Source organism: Enterobacter sp. HSTU-ASh6 (genome assembly GCF_026319105.1).
Taxonomy (GTDB): Bacteria; Pseudomonadota; Gammaproteobacteria; order Enterobacterales; family Enterobacteriaceae; genus Enterobacter; species Enterobacter sichuanensis.
Window position 1 is genome coordinate 19,501 of the sequence record NZ_WSPD01000020.1, and the last position, 14,435, is coordinate 33,935.

Here is a 14,435-nt window from a genome sequence, read left to right on the forward strand (position 1 = left end):
GGCAGGCACTATGCCCCCCGCCACACGATTACGCCTCGATCACTTCGTACGAATGGGTGATTTTTACCGCCTTCTCAAGCATTAACGCCACAGAGCAGTACTTCTCCGCCGACAGGTCCACCGCGCGTGATACCGCCGCGTCTTTCAATGCTTTGCCGGTCACAACAAAGTGCAGATTAATGTGGGTGAACAGGCGTGGCGCCTCTTCACGACGTTCTGAGGTCAGTTTAACTTCGCAATCCGTCACGTCATGACGGCCTTTCTGCAGAATCGACACCACGTCAATGGCGCTGCATCCCCCTGCCGCCATCAGCACCATCTCCATTGGGCTTGGCGCTTTATCGCCGGAGTTGCCATCCATCAAAATCTGGTGTCCGGAAGCGGACTCGCCCAGGAACGTTAAACCTTCAACCCATTTCACGCGCGCTTGCATATTCTTAAACTCCAACGTTGCATTTTTGGTGACAGATTACGCGTGCGTTACATTTCTCGCAATGGAAGGCGACCTGCATCATGCTGAAGCGAGACACCAGGAGACACGCGGCGAAAGCTATGCTAAAACACTCAGGATGCTACAGTAATACATTGACGTTACACGTGTATGCAGAGGACATCAAACTTTACTGGCTGCGAAACGTTACGGTAGCCGACTTCCCAGGGTATGGGTAAGAATTCGATTGCAACCCCAGAGTCCGGATGCATCTGATGACTCTGGTGACAGCTTATAACAGAGGATAACAGCGCATGGTGCTTGGCAAACCGCAAACAGACCCGACTCTCGAATGGTTCTTGTCTCATTGCCACATTCATAAGTACCCATCGAAGAGCACGCTGATTCACCAGGGTGAAAAAGCGGAAACGTTGTATTACATCGTTAAAGGCTCGGTGGCAGTGCTGATCAAAGATGAAGAAGGGAAAGAGATGATCCTTTCTTATCTGAACCAGGGCGATTTCATCGGTGAACTGGGCCTGTTTGAAGAGGGCCAGGAACGTAGCGCCTGGGTTCGTGCAAAGACAGCATGTGAAGTGGCTGAAATTTCTTACAAGAAATTCCGTCAGCTGATTCAGGTTAACCCTGACATCCTGATGCGTCTTTCTTCCCAGATGGCGCGCCGTCTGCAGGTCACCTCTGAGAAAGTGGGCAACCTCGCCTTCCTGGACGTGACGGGCCGTATTGCACAGACGCTGCTGAACCTGGCGAAACAGCCAGACGCCATGACCCACCCGGACGGCATGCAAATTAAAATTACCCGTCAGGAAATTGGTCAGATCGTCGGTTGCTCCCGTGAAACCGTAGGTCGTATCCTGAAAATGCTGGAAGATCAAAACCTGATCTCCGCCCACGGTAAAACCATCGTGGTTTACGGAACGCGTTAATTCCGCTCAAACGGCGTGTCACCGCAAGGTGTCACGCCGTTTTTGTCTCTACTCCCCATGTGGCGCAGGCTGATCTATCACCCGGAAGTTAATTACGCACTGCGACAAACGCTGGTGTTATGTCTTCCTGTGGCCGTGGGCCTGCTCCTCGGACATCTTCAGCAAGGTCTGCTCTTTTCTCTGGTGCCCGCCTGTTGCAACATTGCCGGTCTGGACACGCCGCATAAGCGCTTTTTCAAACGACTCATCATTGGCGGTTCACTGTTTGCCGGCTGTAGTCTCGCCGTGCAGCTTCTGCTGGCGCGCGATATTCCGCTGCCGCTGATCCTGACCGTGCTGGCGATGACCCTGGGTGTTACCGCCGAAATCAGCTCGCTGCACGCCCGTCTGCTTCCCGCCTCGCTGATTGCGGCCATTTTCACGCTGAGCCTCGCCGGAAATATGCCGGTGTGGGAGCCGCTGCTGATCTACGCGCTGGGGACATTATGGTACGGGCTGTTTAACTGGTTCTGGTTCTGGCTGTGGCGCGAACAGCCGCTGCGTGAATCCCTGAGCCTGCTCTATGTGCAGCTGGCGGAGTATTGTGAAGCCAAATACACCTTGCTCACCCAGCATACCGATCCGGAAAGATCGCTGCCCCCGCTGCTGACCCGTCAGCAAAAGGTGGTGGATCTGATAAGCCAGTGCTACCAGCAACTGCATATGCTCGCCGCCAACCAGAATCACGAATATAAACGGCTGCTGCGCACTTTCCAGGTGGGGCTGGATCTGCAGGAGCATATCTCCGTAAGTCTTCACCACCCGCAAGAGGTGCAAAAACTGGTAGAGCGCAGCCACGCAGAAGCGGTGATCCGCTGGAACGCACAGACCGTCTCCGCGCGTCTGCGGGTGCTGGCCGACGATATTCTCTATCACCGCTACCCCACGCGCTTTAACATGGACAAACAGCTCGGCGCGCTGGAGAAAATCGCCCGTCAGCATCCGGATAACCCGGTCGGTCAGTTTGCCGCCTGGCACTTCAGCCGCATCGCCCGCGTGCTGCGTACCCAGCGCCCGCTTTATTCTCGCGATCTGATGGCGGACAAACAAAAACGGCTGCCGTTACTGCCCGCGCTCAGAAGTTATCTGTCGCTTAAATCGTCCGCCCTGCGCAATGCCGCACGAATTAGCGTCATGCTCAGTGTCGCCAGCCTGATGGGCATGGCGCTGCATCTGCCGAAACCCTACTGGATCTTAATGACCGTGCTGTTTGTCACCCAGAATGGCTACGGCGCCACGCGGGTGCGTATTCTGCACCGGGCCGGCGGAACGATGGCGGGGCTGATTATTGCGGGCGTGACGCTGCACTTCCACGTGCCGGAAGGCTATACCCTGGCAGGGATGCTGATGATTACGCTGGTGAGCTACCTGATTATCCGCAAAAACTACGGCTGGGCAATGGTGGGCTTTACGGTGACGGCGGTGTATACCCTGCAGCTGCTCACGCTCAATGGCGAACAGTTTATTGTCGCCAGGCTGATTGATACCCTCATCGGCTGTCTGATTGCCTTTGGGGGCATGGTCTGGCTGTGGCCGCAGTGGCAGAGCGGGCTGCTCAGGCAGAACGCCCACGACGCGCTGGAGGCTGACCAGGAGGCTATCCGCCTGATTCTGAGCGACGATCCTCAGCCCTCCCCGCTGGCTTATCAGCGGATGAAGGTCAACCAGGCGCACAACGCCCTGTTCAACTCGCTCAACCAGGCGATGCAGGAGCCAGGCTTTAACTCGCACTATCTGGCGGACATGAAGCTCTGGGTGACGCACAGCCAGTTTATCGTCGAGCATATCAACGCCATGACCACGCTCGCGCGTGAACATACCATGCTGACGCCAGACCTGGCGCAACGTTACCTGCAGTCGTGTGAGATTGCCCTGCAGCGCTGTCAGCAGCGTCTGGAGTATGACGCGCCGGGTGAGTCAGGGGATTCAAATATTCTGGAAGCGCCGGAGACGCTCACCCACGGGCCAATGAGTACCCTTGAGCAGCATTTACAGCGCATCCTGGGGCATCTGAACACCATGCACACCATTTCATCGGTGGCATGGCGTCAGCGTCCGCATCACGGGATTTGGTTAACCCGTCGCCTGAAGCGGACGGCGTATTAACCTTTTACGATCTTCGCGACTGCCGCGGCAAAGCGGGTTAATCCGTCTTCGATGTCTTTTTCTTCCACCACCAGCGACGGCGCAAAACGCATCACGTCCGGCCCGGCATTGAGCACCATCACCCCTTCGTGGGCGGCGGCGTGCAGGAAATCGCGTGCGCGGCCTTTGTACTGCGGTTTCAGCTCGGCACCGATCAGCAGCCCCATCCCGCGGATCTCGCTGAACACGTCGTACTGGTCATCAATCTTTTGCAGATGTTTTACGAACAGTTCGCGCTTCGCGCCCACGCCATTGAGAACCTCAGGCGTGTTGATAATATCAAACGCCGCGCCCGCCACAGCGCTCGCCAGCGGATTACCGCCGTAAGTGGAGCCGTGCGACCCCACATGGAACGCAGAGGCAATCTCCTGGGTCGTCAGGACCGCACTCACCGGGAAACCGCCGCCGAGCGCTTTGGCACTGGTCAGAATATCCGGCGTCACGCCGTAGTGCATATAGGCAAACAGGGAGCCGGTACGCCCCATCCCGCACTGCACTTCATCAAATACCAGCAGCGCCTGGTGCTCGTCGCACAGCGCGCGCAGCCCTTTCAGGAATTCCGGCGTGGCGGCCGTCACGCCGCCTTCGCCCTGAATCGGCTCCACCACCACCGCGCAGGTGTGATCGTCCATCACCGCTTTTACCGCATGCAGATCGTTAAACGGCACATGGACGATGTCAGCCGGTTTCGGACCAAAACCGTCGGAATACTTCGGCTGACCACCAACGGAGACGGTAAAGAAGGAGCGCCCATGGAAGGCATTGTGGAAAGCGATGATTTTGGTTTTGTATGGGCTGTGGCGCGTGGTGGCATAGTAGCGCGCCAGCTTGAAGGCGGTTTCGTTGGCTTCGGTGCCGGAGTTCATAAACAGCACGCGCTCGGCAAACGTGGCATCAATGATCTTGCGGCCAAGACGCAGCGCCGGTTCGTTAGTGAAAACGTTGCTGGTGTGCCACAGGGTTTCACCCTGGGTTTTCAGCGCCTCGACCAGCGCAGGATGGCAATGACCCAGCGCCGTTACCGCAATCCCGCCCGCGAAATCCACGTACTCTTTACCCTGTTGATCCCAGACGCGGCTGCCTTTTCCCTTTACCGGGATAAACTCAGCCGGTGCATAAATCGGCAGAATCACTTCATCGAATGTCGCGCGGGTAATTGCTGGTTGTTCAGTTGCCATGTCATGCCCATCCATTTTATGTCACATCAATTGTGAAAATATAATCACAAAATATGCATAAAAAATCACAACAAGGCAACAGATATTCAGTGATTGAGGAAATTTGCCAGCAGCGCGTGTCCCTGTTCGCTGAGGATGCTTTCCGGATGGAACTGCACGCCTTCGAGATCCCATTCGCGGTGACGAATCCCCATGATCTCCTGCGTATCGCTCCAGGCGGTCACCTCAAAGCAGTCAGGCAGCGTCGGCGGGTCAATCACCAGCGAATGATAGCGCGTCACGGTCAATGGATTATTGAGCCCCGTAAATACCCCGGTACCCGTGTGTGTGACCGGCGAGGTTTTGCCGTGCATCACTTTCGCCGCACGGACGATGGTGGCCCCAAACGCCTGGGCAATCGCCTGATGACCCAGGCAGACGCCCAGAATGGGCAGCTTGCCGGCATACTGCCGGATAACGTCCAGCGAAATGCCCGATTCCGACGGTGTGCAGGGGCCGGGTGAGATGACGATTTTTTGCGGAGCCAGCGTCTCAATATCGGCAAGGCCAATCTCGTCATTGCGGCGGACAACCACCTCTGCACCCAGTTCACAAAAATACTGGTAAAGGTTCCAGGTGAAGGAATCGTAGTTATCAATCAGCAGAATCATGGCGGCTCCCGAAAAAAATGCCGCCCTATTCTACTCAGATTCCCGCGCTTCGCTCACTACTTTGGCAAAGATAGCGTTTAACTCGCTGAGATCGCCCGTTGCGCCGCTCCGGTTAGCCGCCACCCAATCTTCGGGATCGATATCGCGCCAGTCCAGCGCGTAACCCGCATGGATCGCCAGTTGCTCAAAGAAAACGCGCTGAGCAATACCGTTACCGCTGGCAAAAGGGTGCAGCATGTTGATTTCACAATAGTAATGGCTAATTCGTTCTATAAACGCCGCTTTCTCCAGACCAACCAGATACTTTTCGCTTTCCAGCGCCGCCATCAGTTCGTTGCCCATCTTTTCGATGTACTCAAAATGACAGAAAGGAATGTCACCCTTAAAAATATCGTCAGTACGCAATTCGCCAGCGTGCTTCAACTCTCCGCGGTAGAGATGGCGATGAATAAGGCACAGATGAGGCAAACCGGGAGCGGAAGGCCCAAGCTCCAGCGTTTCAATGTGGGGTTCAGAAGGACCATGACCTTTTTCAAGGAGACAACTGGCCTGAAAATTGACGTTACGCTGCTGCTCCCAGAGACGGGATTTTTGCTTGTCGGTGAGTTTTTTCACTTAACGCCTCCCTGATTATGTCCGTTTGCCACAAGTATAAGCAGCAAAACGCGCTTTCGCAGGGAGGGCTAACAACACGAGCAAGGATCGCCCGTGTCGAAACAGGTTACGGCAAAACTTTCGCGGAGAGGATCACGACAGGTTTTGACGGCACATTCTGGTACGGGCCAACGTCATGGGTAGGAACCTGAGAAATCTTGTCCGCCACGTCCATCCCTTTCACCACTTTACCGAACACCGCATAACCGAAGTCGCGCTGGCCGTGGTCGAGGAAGGCGTTATCCGCCACGTTGATAAAGAACTGGCTGGTCGCGCTGTCTTTATCCGCGGTACGCGCCATGGAAATGGTGCCGCGGGTGTTCAGCAGGCCGTTATCTGCTTCGTTTTTAATCGGCGGGTTCGGCTGTTTCTGCTGCATCTGCTCATTAAAACCGCCGCCCTGCACCATAAACCCAGGGATCACGCGGTGGAAGGTGGTGTTGTTATAGAAACCACTGTTCACATAGTCGAGGAAGTTTTTCACAGAAACCGGAGCTTTCTGGCTATTCAGTTCCAGCTCAATATTCCCGGCGGAGGTGGTCAGCAGAACGTGAGGGTCCCCTTTTGCTGCCAGCGCAGCAGGGGAAACGGCAGAAAGAGCAAACACAGCTGCGACAGCCGCCAGTGTTGATTTGAGCATGAGAATTCCTTAACAAAGCGCAGTATATAAAGCGAATGGCTTGATTCTAAAGAGCAGTATGAACGGAGACCAGCCTTTTACCTAATTTTACGAAATTGAAACAGTTGTAACCACGCAAACGATTGGTTCTGGCGGCTTTTTATGTGATCAAGATCACATAAAAAACTGCAATGAAGTTCGAATTTCTCTTAAAAGATATGAATAGATCACTTTAATGTCTAAAATCTGCCCGCTCTCAGCGCCCGATGGGCGCTTTTCTTATTTTGAACAGGCCAGACATGACTAACAGCAATCGCATCAAGCTCACATGGATCAGCTTCTTCTCCTACGCCCTGACCGGCGCGTTGGTGATCGTCACCGGGATGGTGATGGGAAATATCGCAGACTACTTCCAGCTGCCCGTTTCCAGCATGAGTAACACCTTCACCTTCCTCAACGCCGGGATCCTGATCTCCATCTTCCTGAATGCGTGGCTGATGGAAATCGTGCCACTGAAAACGCAGCTGCGTTTTGGTTTTGTGCTGATGGTCGCCGCCGTGGCGGGTCTGATGCTGAGCCACAGCATCGCTCTGTTCTCCGCCGCCATGTTTGTGCTCGGTCTGGTCAGCGGCATTACCATGTCGATCGGGACCTTCCTGATTACCCATATGTATGAAGGCCGTCAGCGTGGCGCGCGCCTGCTGTTTACCGACTCCTTCTTCAGCATGGCCGGGATGATTTTCCCGATGGTGGCTGCCGTTCTGCTGGCGCGCAGCATTGAGTGGTACTGGGTGTATGCCTGCATCGGCCTGGTCTACGTGGCGATCTTTATTCTGACTTTCGGCTGCGAGTTCCCGGTGCTGGGCAAAAAAGCGCAGACCACGGCAGAGCCTGTCGCGAAAGAGAAATGGGGGATCGGCGTACTGTTCCTCTCCATCGCCGCCCTGTGCTACATCCTCGGCCAGCTGGGCTTTATCTCCTGGGTACCGGAATACGCCAAAGGCCTGGGCATGAGCCTGAACGACGCGGGTAAACTGGTAAGTGATTTCTGGATGTCTTACATGTTCGGCATGTGGGCGTTTAGCTTCATCCTGCGCTTCTTCGATCTGCAGCGCATTCTGACCGTACTGGCGGGCCTGGCTACCGTATTGATGTATCTGTTCATCAACGGCTCACCGGAACATATGCCGTGGTTCATTCTGACCCTGGGCTTCTTCTCCAGCGCGATCTACACCTCGATCATTACCCTGGGCTCCCTGCAGACCAGGGTGGCCTCGCCGAAGCTGGTTAATTTCGTTCTGACCTGCGGCACCATCGGCACCATGCTGACCTTCGTGGTCACCGGCCCAATCGTCGCCCACAGCGGCCCGCTGGCCGCGCTGCACACGGCGAACGGTCTGTACGCCGTGGTGTTTATCATGTGCTTCATCCTGGGCTTTGTGACCCGCCACCGCCAGCATAACGCTGCAGCGGCGACGCACTAATCCCGTCCCCCTCTGCGCTACGCAGAGGGGGTGTTTCTGGCAAAGCTCACCTCTTCTCCCCCGTTATCCATCTGGATCCAGGTCTGCGCCAGCTGTGTGGTGGCAATAATTCGTCCCTGACGAATGGACCAGCGCACCGGCACCTGACAGCGTACCGCTTCAAACCCGCTCTCCGCAGGCAGAATAATCAGGTTCGCCGGGTTGCCCGTCTCAATCCCGTAATCGCTCAGGCCAAAGGTTCGGGCACTGTTATGGGTGATCAGGTTCAGGCCGCTGTCGATTTGCGGATAGCCCATCATCTGACAGACGTGCAGCCCCATATGCAGCACCTGCAGCATATTGCCGGTACCAAGCGGGTACCACGGGTCAAAGACATCGTCATGCCCAAAGCAGACGTTAATGCCCGCTGCCTGTAGTTCTTTCACCCGGGTGATGCCGCGACGCTTCGGATAATCATCAAAGCGCCCCTGCAGGTGGATATTGACCAGCGGGTTCGCGACGAAGTTAATCCCCGACATCTTCAGCAGTCGGAACAGCCGCGAGGTATAGGCGCCGTTGTAGGAGTGCATGGCGGTGGTGTGGCTGGCCGTTACCCGTGCGCCAATACCGGCCTCATACGCCAGCGTGGCCACCGTCTCGACAAAGCGAGACTGCTCGTCATCAATTTCATCGCAATGAATATCCAGCGGACGGTCATATTTCTTCGCCAGCTCAAAGGCGATATGCAGCGACTGCACGCCGTACTCGCGGGTGAACTCAAAGTGGGGGATCGCCCCCACCACATCCGCACCCAGCCGTAATGCCTCTTCCAGCAGCGCCGCGCCGTTCGGGTAAGAGAGGATACCTTCCTGCGGGAACGCGACGATTTGCAGCGTCACCCACGGCGCAACCTCCTGCTTCACTTCCAGCATCGCCTTCAGGGCGGTGAGCGTCGGGTCGGAGACATCCACATGAGTGCGGACAAACTGGATCCCGTTGGCGATTTGCCACTTCAGCGTTTTCCACGCCCGCGCCTTCACGTCGTCATGGCTGAGTAGCGCCTTGCGCTCCGCCCAGCGCTCAATGCCCTCAAACAGCGTTCCGGACTGGTTCCAGTTCGGCTCGCCCGCCGTCTGGGTGGTATCAAGATGGATATGCGGCTCAATAAACGGGGGAATAGCCAGCCCACCGCGCGCATTTAACACTTCATAGCTTTCGGTATGGGTGTTATCCATGGGGGTGATGTCACCAAATCGCCCGTTCTCAATGGCAAGCTGCCACAGCCCTTCCCGACCCGGTAAACGAACATTCTGAACAAGCCATAACGGTGTAGTAGACATATCTTTCCCCTAAAAACGCAGCTGCTGTACAGGCGTATCGATTTTTGCAAAACCGCTACTGATTTGTACACAAATTCAACTAACCCGAAAAGCCTGCGATTTCCATAACTTATAAAAATCCTGACAAATCAGTCATATACCACCTAAGGAGTAGGCGAAGACGTATTTGATTTGCATCAATAAGCGCCCCTGCTGAATCGTTAAGGTAGGCAGTAATAGAAAAGAAATCGAGGCAATAATGAGCAAACTCAGACTCGCTATCATCGGTAACGGCATGGTCGGTCACCGCTTTATTGAGGATCTTCTCGATAAAGCCGATGCCGCTCAGTTCGATATTACCGTGTTCTGTGAAGAACCCCGCAAGGCGTACGACCGTGTGCACTTATCTTCCTACTTCTCCCATCATACTGCCGAAGAGCTCTCACTGGTGCGTGAAGGGTTCTACGAGAAGCATGGCGTAAAGGTGCTGGTGGGCGAACGCGCTATCACCATCAACCGTCAGGAGAAAGTGATCCACTCCAGCGCCGGGCGTACGGTTTTTTACGACAAGCTGATCATGGCGACCGGCTCTTATCCGTGGATCCCGCCGATTAAAGGCGCTGAAACGCAGGATTGCTTCGTCTATCGTACCATTGAAGATCTCAACGCCATTGAGTCCTGCGCTCGTCGCAGTAAACGCGGTGCGGTGGTGGGTGGTGGCCTGCTGGGCCTGGAGGCCGCGGGCGCGCTAAAAAACCTCGGCGTTGAAACCCACGTCATCGAATTTGCTCCGATGCTGATGGCCGAACAGCTCGACCACATGGGTGGCGACCAGTTACGTCGCAAAATCGAAAGCATGGGCGTGAAGGTTCACACCAGCAAAAACACCAAAGAGATCGTGCAGGAAGGCACCGAAGCGCGCAAAACCATGCGCTTTGCCGACGGCAGCGAGCTGGAAGTTGACTTCATCGTCTTCTCCACCGGGATCCGCCCGCGCGACAAGCTGGCAACCCAGTGCGGTCTGGCCGTCGCCCAGCGCGGCGGGATCATGATTAACGACACCTGCCAGACCTCCGATCCGGATATCTACGCCATTGGCGAATGCGCCAGCTGGAATAACCGCGTGTATGGTCTGGTGGCGCCGGGTTACAAAATGGCGCAGGTCGCCGTGGACCACATCCTCGGCAACGAAAACGCCTTCGAAGGCGCGGACCTGAGCGCCAAGCTGAAGCTGCTGGGCGTGGACGTTGGCGGTATTGGCGATGCGCACGGCCGCACGCCGGGTGCCCGCAGCTACGTTTATCTCGATGAGAGCAAAGAAGTTTATAAGCGCCTGATCGTCAGTCAGGACAACAAAACCCTGCTTGGGGCGGTACTGGTGGGTGACACCAGTGATTACGGCAACCTGCTCCAGCTGGTGCTGAATGCCATCGAACTGCCGGAAAACCCGGACGCGCTGATCCTCCCGGCGCACGCCTCCAGCGGCAAGCCGTCTATCGGCGTGGATAAACTGCCGGACAGCGCGCAGATCTGCTCCTGCTTTGACGTCACCAAAGGCATGCTCATCTCTGCCATTAACAAAGGCTGCCACACCGTTGCGGCGCTGAAAGCGGAAACCAAAGCCGGCACCGGCTGCGGCGGTTGTATTCCGCTGGTCACCCAGGTGCTGAACGCCGAGCTGGCGAAACAGGGCATCGAAGTGAACAACAACCTGTGCGAGCACTTCGCGTATTCTCGCCAGGAGCTCTACCATCTGATCCGCGTGGAAGGCATCAAGTCTTTCGACGAACTGCTGGCGAAGCACGGCCAGGGCTACGGCTGTGAGGTATGTAAACCCACCGTCGGCTCGCTGCTGGCCTCCTGCTGGAACGAGTATGTCCTCAAACCCGAGCATACGCCGCTGCAGGATACCAACGACAACTTCCTGGCCAACATCCAGAAAGACGGTACCTACTCCGTGATTCCACGTTCCGCCGGTGGCGAAATTACCCCGGAAGGGCTGGTGGCGGTGGGCCGTATCGCGCGTGAATTTAACCTGTACACCAAAATCACCGGTTCCCAGCGTATTGGCCTGTTTGGTGCCCAAAAAGACGATCTGCCGGAGATCTGGCGTCAGCTGATTGACGCTGGCTTCGAAACCGGTCACGCGTACGCTAAAGCGCTGCGTATGGCGAAAACCTGCGTGGGCAGCACCTGGTGCCGCTACGGCGTCGGCGACAGCGTCGGTTTCGGCGTGGAGCTGGAGAACCGCTACAAAGGCATCCGTACGCCGCATAAAATGAAGTTCGGCGTCTCGGGATGTACCCGTGAATGTGCGGAAGCCCAGGGTAAAGACGTGGGGATTATCGCCACCGAAAAAGGCTGGAACCTGTATGTCTGCGGCAACGGTGGGATGAAACCACGCCACGCGGACCTGCTGGCCGCAGATCTCGATCACGACACGCTGATTCAGTATCTCGACCGCTTCATGATGTTCTACATCCGTACCGCCGATAAGCTGACCCGTACCGCCTCCTGGCTCGATAACCTGGAAGGCGGCATTGACTACCTGAAATCGGTCATTATCGACGACAAGCTGGGCCTGAACGAGCATCTGGAAGCGGAGATGGCACGCCTGCGTGAGGCGGTGATTTGCGAGTGGACTGAAACCGTCAACACCCCGGCGGCACAAACGCGGTTCAGACATTTTATCAACAGCACTCAGCGCGACCCGAATGTGCAGGTTGTGCCAGAGCGTGAACAGCATCGTCCGGCGACACCGTATGAACGTATTCCGGTCACGCTGGTGGAGGAAAACGCATGAGCCAGTGGATAACCATCTGCGATATTAACGACATTCTCCCCGCAACCGGCGTCTGCGCACTGCTGGGCAACGAGCAGGTTGCGATTTTCCGCCCTCGCTACGATGAACAGCTCTTTGCCATCAGCAACATCGACCCGTTCTTCGAGGCCAGCGTGCTCTCCCGTGGGTTGATTGCGGAGCATCAGGGCGAACTGTGGGTCGCCAGCCCGCTGAAAAAGCAGCGCTTCCGTTTACGTGACGGGCTGTGCATGGAAGATGAAAACTACTCGGTGAAGCACTACGACGTTCGCGTGAAGGACGGCAAGGTGCAGCTACAGGGCTAATTCCCTCGCCTTTTCAATATGAAAAGCTTATGACCCCTTATGGGTAACGGCAGGAAAAACCGTATATTTTCGGCGATTCCTGCTGTTATCCTGACGTCAATTCCTGTCCCTCCATGAATGCTGTGAGGTAATGTCGTGGATCACCTGCCGATTTTTTGTCAATTACGCCATCGCGACTGCCTGCTTGTGGGCGGCGGCGACGTGGCTGAGCGCAAAGCGCGCCTGCTGTTAGAGGCGGGCGCCCGACTGACCGTCAACGCCATTGCCTTCGCCCCCCAGTTTAACGTCTGGGCCCAGGAAGGGATGCTGACGCTGGTGCAGGGAGAGTTTGATGAATCCCTGCTGGAGACCTGCTGGCTGACCATTGCCGCGACGGATGACGATGCAGTGAACCAGCGGGTCAGCGATGCCTGTGAGGCGCGCCGTATCTTCTGTAACGTGGTGGATGCGCCGAAAGAAGCCAGCTTTATCATGCCGTCGATTATTGACCGTTCACCGCTGATGATCGCCGTGTCATCCGGGGGCCGCTCGCCCGTTCTGGCGCGCCTGCTGCGGGAAAAACTGGAAGCCCTGTTGCCGCAACATCTCGGTCAGATTGCCCACTATGCAGGGCAATTGCGCTCACGCGTGAAGCAAACCTTCGCGACCGTTGGCGAGCGTCGTCGTTTCTGGGAAAAATTCTTTGTGAATGACCGGCTGGCTCAGTCGCTGGCGAATCAGGACAGTAAAGCGGTTGAAGAGACGACGGCGCAGTTACTCGCTGAGCCGCTGGATCATCGTGGCGAAGTGGTGCTGGTCGGTGCAGGTCCTGGCGATGCGGGCTTGCTGACGCTGAAAGGCCTGCAGCAGATCCAGCAGGCGGATATTGTGGTGTATGACCGCCTGGTCTCGGATGACATCATGAACCTGGTACGCCGCGACGCTGACCGCGTCTTCGTGGGCAAACGGGCGGGCTACCACTGCGTACCGCAGGAAGAGATTAACCAGATCCTGCTGCGCGAGGCGCAAAAGGGAAAACGCGTGGTGCGCCTGAAAGGGGGCGATCCGTTTATCTTCGGTCGCGGCGGCGAGGAGCTGGAAACCCTTTGCAACGCGGGCATTCCCTTCTCCGTGGTGCCTGGCATTACCGCGGCATCCGGCTGTTCTGCGTACGCGGGTATTCCACTGACCCACCGGGATTACGCCCAGAGCGTGCGTCTGGTGACGGGCCACCTGAAAACGGGCAGCGAACTGGACTGGCACAACCTCGCCGCCGAAAAGCAAACGCTGGTGTTCTACATGGGGTTAAACCAGGCCGCCACCATTCAGGCGAAGCTGCTGGAGCACGGCATGGCGGCAGATATGCCCGTCGCGCTGGTCGAAAACGGTACCGCCATTACGCAGCGCGTGGTGGATGGCGTACTGACACAGTTAGGCGAACTGGCGCAGCAGGTTGAAAGCCCGGCGCTGATTGTGGTTGGCCGTGTGGTTGCGCTGCGCGACAAACTCAACTGGTTCTCAAACCACTAACGCACACTCTTCCTTTCCGGAGTAGTCCTGAAGCGGACTACTCCCCTCTTACCGCTGTCGATAACATACCGCCCCGAAGTGGAACGTTTCCCTTTATTCCCTTGAGTAACATCTGATTTTCGTTTTTAAGACAAGGAATGCGTATGTTTAAACTGGCAAAAGCCGCCGTACTGGTCGGCCTGTTAACCACTCTGACGGCCTGCACTGGTCACGTCCAGAACACCAAAAACAACTGCAGCTATGATTATCTGCTGCACCCGGCGATCTCCATTTCGAAGATCATCGGTGGTTGCGGCCCGGCGGCACAGCAGTAAGCGTTTTTCAGGCGTAAAAAAAACCGGGAGATCCCGGTTTTT

General features: G+C 56.3%; 12 protein-coding genes and 2 pseudogenes. 7 read left to right on the forward strand and 7 right to left on the reverse strand.

Annotated features, from left to right (window positions below; translation table 11 throughout):
• Window positions 1-28: 28 nt before the first annotated feature.
• Entirely contained in the window at window positions 29-433 is a 405-nt protein-coding gene (locus tag GM298_RS19605) for an OsmC family protein (protein WP_014885509.1), read from the reverse strand.
• Window positions 434-744: 311 nt separating this feature from the next.
• Here GM298_RS19605 and crp point away from each other — a divergent pair, with 311 nt between their 5' ends.
• A complete protein-coding gene (gene crp / locus GM298_RS19610; RefSeq protein WP_000242758.1) occupies window positions 745-1,377 on the forward strand; it encodes a cAMP-activated global transcriptional regulator CRP in 633 nt (210 codons plus the stop codon).
• 57 nt (window positions 1,378-1,434) lie between these two features.
• Complete coding sequence (locus tag GM298_RS19615) at window positions 1,435-3,522, forward strand: YccS/YhfK family putative transporter (RefSeq protein ID WP_045285965.1); 2,088 nt, start codon at window positions 1,435-1,437, stop codon at window positions 3,520-3,522.
• Here GM298_RS19615 and argD read toward each other — a convergent pair.
• The 5 genes and pseudogenes from argD to ppiA form a co-directional block, all read right to left on the reverse strand.
• Entirely contained in the window at window positions 3,519-4,739 is a 1,221-nt protein-coding gene (gene argD / locus GM298_RS19620) for a bifunctional acetylornithine/succinyldiaminopimelate transaminase (protein WP_104557033.1), read from the reverse strand. The genes GM298_RS19615 and argD overlap by 4 nt on opposite strands.
• Before the next feature lie 86 nt (window positions 4,740-4,825).
• Window positions 4,826-5,389, reverse strand: a complete 564-nt coding sequence (gene pabA / locus GM298_RS19625) for an aminodeoxychorismate synthase component 2 (RefSeq protein ID WP_266155093.1) — start codon at window positions 5,387-5,389, stop codon at window positions 4,826-4,828.
• 30 nt (window positions 5,390-5,419) lie between these two features.
• Window positions 5,420-5,887, reverse strand: a pseudogene (locus GM298_RS19630) (putative adenosine monophosphate-protein transferase Fic); the annotation flags it as partial.
• Between the two features lie 45 nt (window positions 5,888-5,932).
• Window positions 5,933-6,004: pseudogene (locus GM298_RS23290) on the reverse strand (YhfG family protein); the annotation flags it as partial.
• Between the two features lie 106 nt (window positions 6,005-6,110).
• Window positions 6,111-6,683, reverse strand: coding sequence for a peptidylprolyl isomerase A (ppiA, locus tag GM298_RS19635; protein ID WP_025758075.1), 573 nt, complete (start codon window positions 6,681-6,683; stop codon window positions 6,111-6,113).
• Between the two features lie 278 nt (window positions 6,684-6,961).
• On the opposite strand from ppiA, the gene tsgA reads away from it, so the two are divergent.
• On the forward strand, window positions 6,962-8,146 hold the full coding sequence (tsgA, locus tag GM298_RS19640) for an MFS transporter TsgA (protein WP_095442058.1): 1,185 nt from the start codon (window positions 6,962-6,964) through the stop codon (window positions 8,144-8,146).
• Between the two features lie 17 nt (window positions 8,147-8,163).
• Here tsgA and GM298_RS19645 read toward each other — a convergent pair whose 3' ends face one another.
• Window positions 8,164-9,465: a cytosine deaminase gene (locus GM298_RS19645; protein ID WP_025758078.1), complete on the reverse strand. Its 1,302-nt coding sequence runs from the start codon at window positions 9,463-9,465 to the stop codon at window positions 8,164-8,166.
• Between the two features lie 238 nt (window positions 9,466-9,703).
• Between GM298_RS19645 and nirB the strand changes: the two genes are divergently transcribed.
• The 4 genes from nirB (at window position 9,704) to GM298_RS19665 (ending at window position 14,393) form a co-directional block, all read left to right on the forward strand.
• The gene (gene nirB / locus GM298_RS19650; RefSeq protein ID WP_045285971.1) at window positions 9,704-12,247 is read left to right on the forward strand and encodes a nitrite reductase large subunit NirB; all 2,544 of its coding nucleotides are present in this window, start codon (window positions 9,704-9,706) and stop codon (window positions 12,245-12,247) included.
• Window positions 12,244-12,570 carry a nitrite reductase small subunit NirD gene (gene nirD, locus GM298_RS19655; protein WP_262784541.1) on the forward strand — a complete coding sequence of 109 codons (327 nt, stop codon included), beginning with the start codon at window positions 12,244-12,246 and terminating at the stop codon, window positions 12,568-12,570. The genes nirB and nirD overlap by 4 nt, the downstream gene beginning before the upstream one ends.
• A 135-nt stretch (window positions 12,571-12,705) precedes the next feature.
• Window positions 12,706-14,079, forward strand: a complete 1,374-nt coding sequence (cysG, locus tag GM298_RS19660; RefSeq protein WP_025758082.1) for a siroheme synthase CysG — start codon at window positions 12,706-12,708, stop codon at window positions 14,077-14,079.
• Between the two features lie 143 nt (window positions 14,080-14,222).
• Window positions 14,223-14,393 (forward strand): YhfL family protein, encoded by a 171-nt coding sequence (locus tag GM298_RS19665; RefSeq protein WP_003861638.1) that lies wholly within the window; start codon window positions 14,223-14,225, stop codon window positions 14,391-14,393.
• Window positions 14,394-14,435 lie beyond the last annotated feature (42 nt).

What these genes read in the sequence shown, in the direction of transcription:
- pabA (WP_266155093.1), bottom strand. Translation starts at nt 5,389, where the DNA reads ATGATTCTGCTGATTGATAACTACGATTCCTTCACCTGGAACCTTTAC.
- nirD (WP_262784541.1), top strand. Translation starts at nt 12,244, where the DNA reads ATGAGCCAGTGGATAACCATCTGCGATATTAACGACATTCTCCCCGCA.
- GM298_RS19665 (WP_003861638.1), top strand. Translation starts at nt 14,223, where the DNA reads ATGTTTAAACTGGCAAAAGCCGCCGTACTGGTCGGCCTGTTAACCACT.
- GM298_RS19645 (WP_025758078.1), bottom strand. Translation starts at nt 9,465, where the DNA reads ATGTCTACTACACCGTTATGGCTTGTTCAGAATGTTCGTTTACCGGGT.
- argD (WP_104557033.1), bottom strand. Translation starts at nt 4,739, where the DNA reads ATGGCAACTGAACAACCAGCAATTACCCGCGCGACATTCGATGAAGTG.
- GM298_RS19615 (WP_045285965.1), top strand. Translation starts at nt 1,435, where the DNA reads ATGTGGCGCAGGCTGATCTATCACCCGGAAGTTAATTACGCACTGCGA.
- nirB (WP_045285971.1), top strand. Translation starts at nt 9,704, where the DNA reads ATGAGCAAACTCAGACTCGCTATCATCGGTAACGGCATGGTCGGTCAC.
- crp (WP_000242758.1), top strand. Translation starts at nt 745, where the DNA reads ATGGTGCTTGGCAAACCGCAAACAGACCCGACTCTCGAATGGTTCTTG.
- tsgA (WP_095442058.1), top strand. Translation starts at nt 6,962, where the DNA reads ATGACTAACAGCAATCGCATCAAGCTCACATGGATCAGCTTCTTCTCC.
- ppiA (WP_025758075.1), bottom strand. Translation starts at nt 6,683, where the DNA reads ATGCTCAAATCAACACTGGCGGCTGTCGCAGCTGTGTTTGCTCTTTCT.
- GM298_RS19605 (WP_014885509.1), bottom strand. Translation starts at nt 433, where the DNA reads ATGCAAGCGCGCGTGAAATGGGTTGAAGGTTTAACGTTCCTGGGCGAG.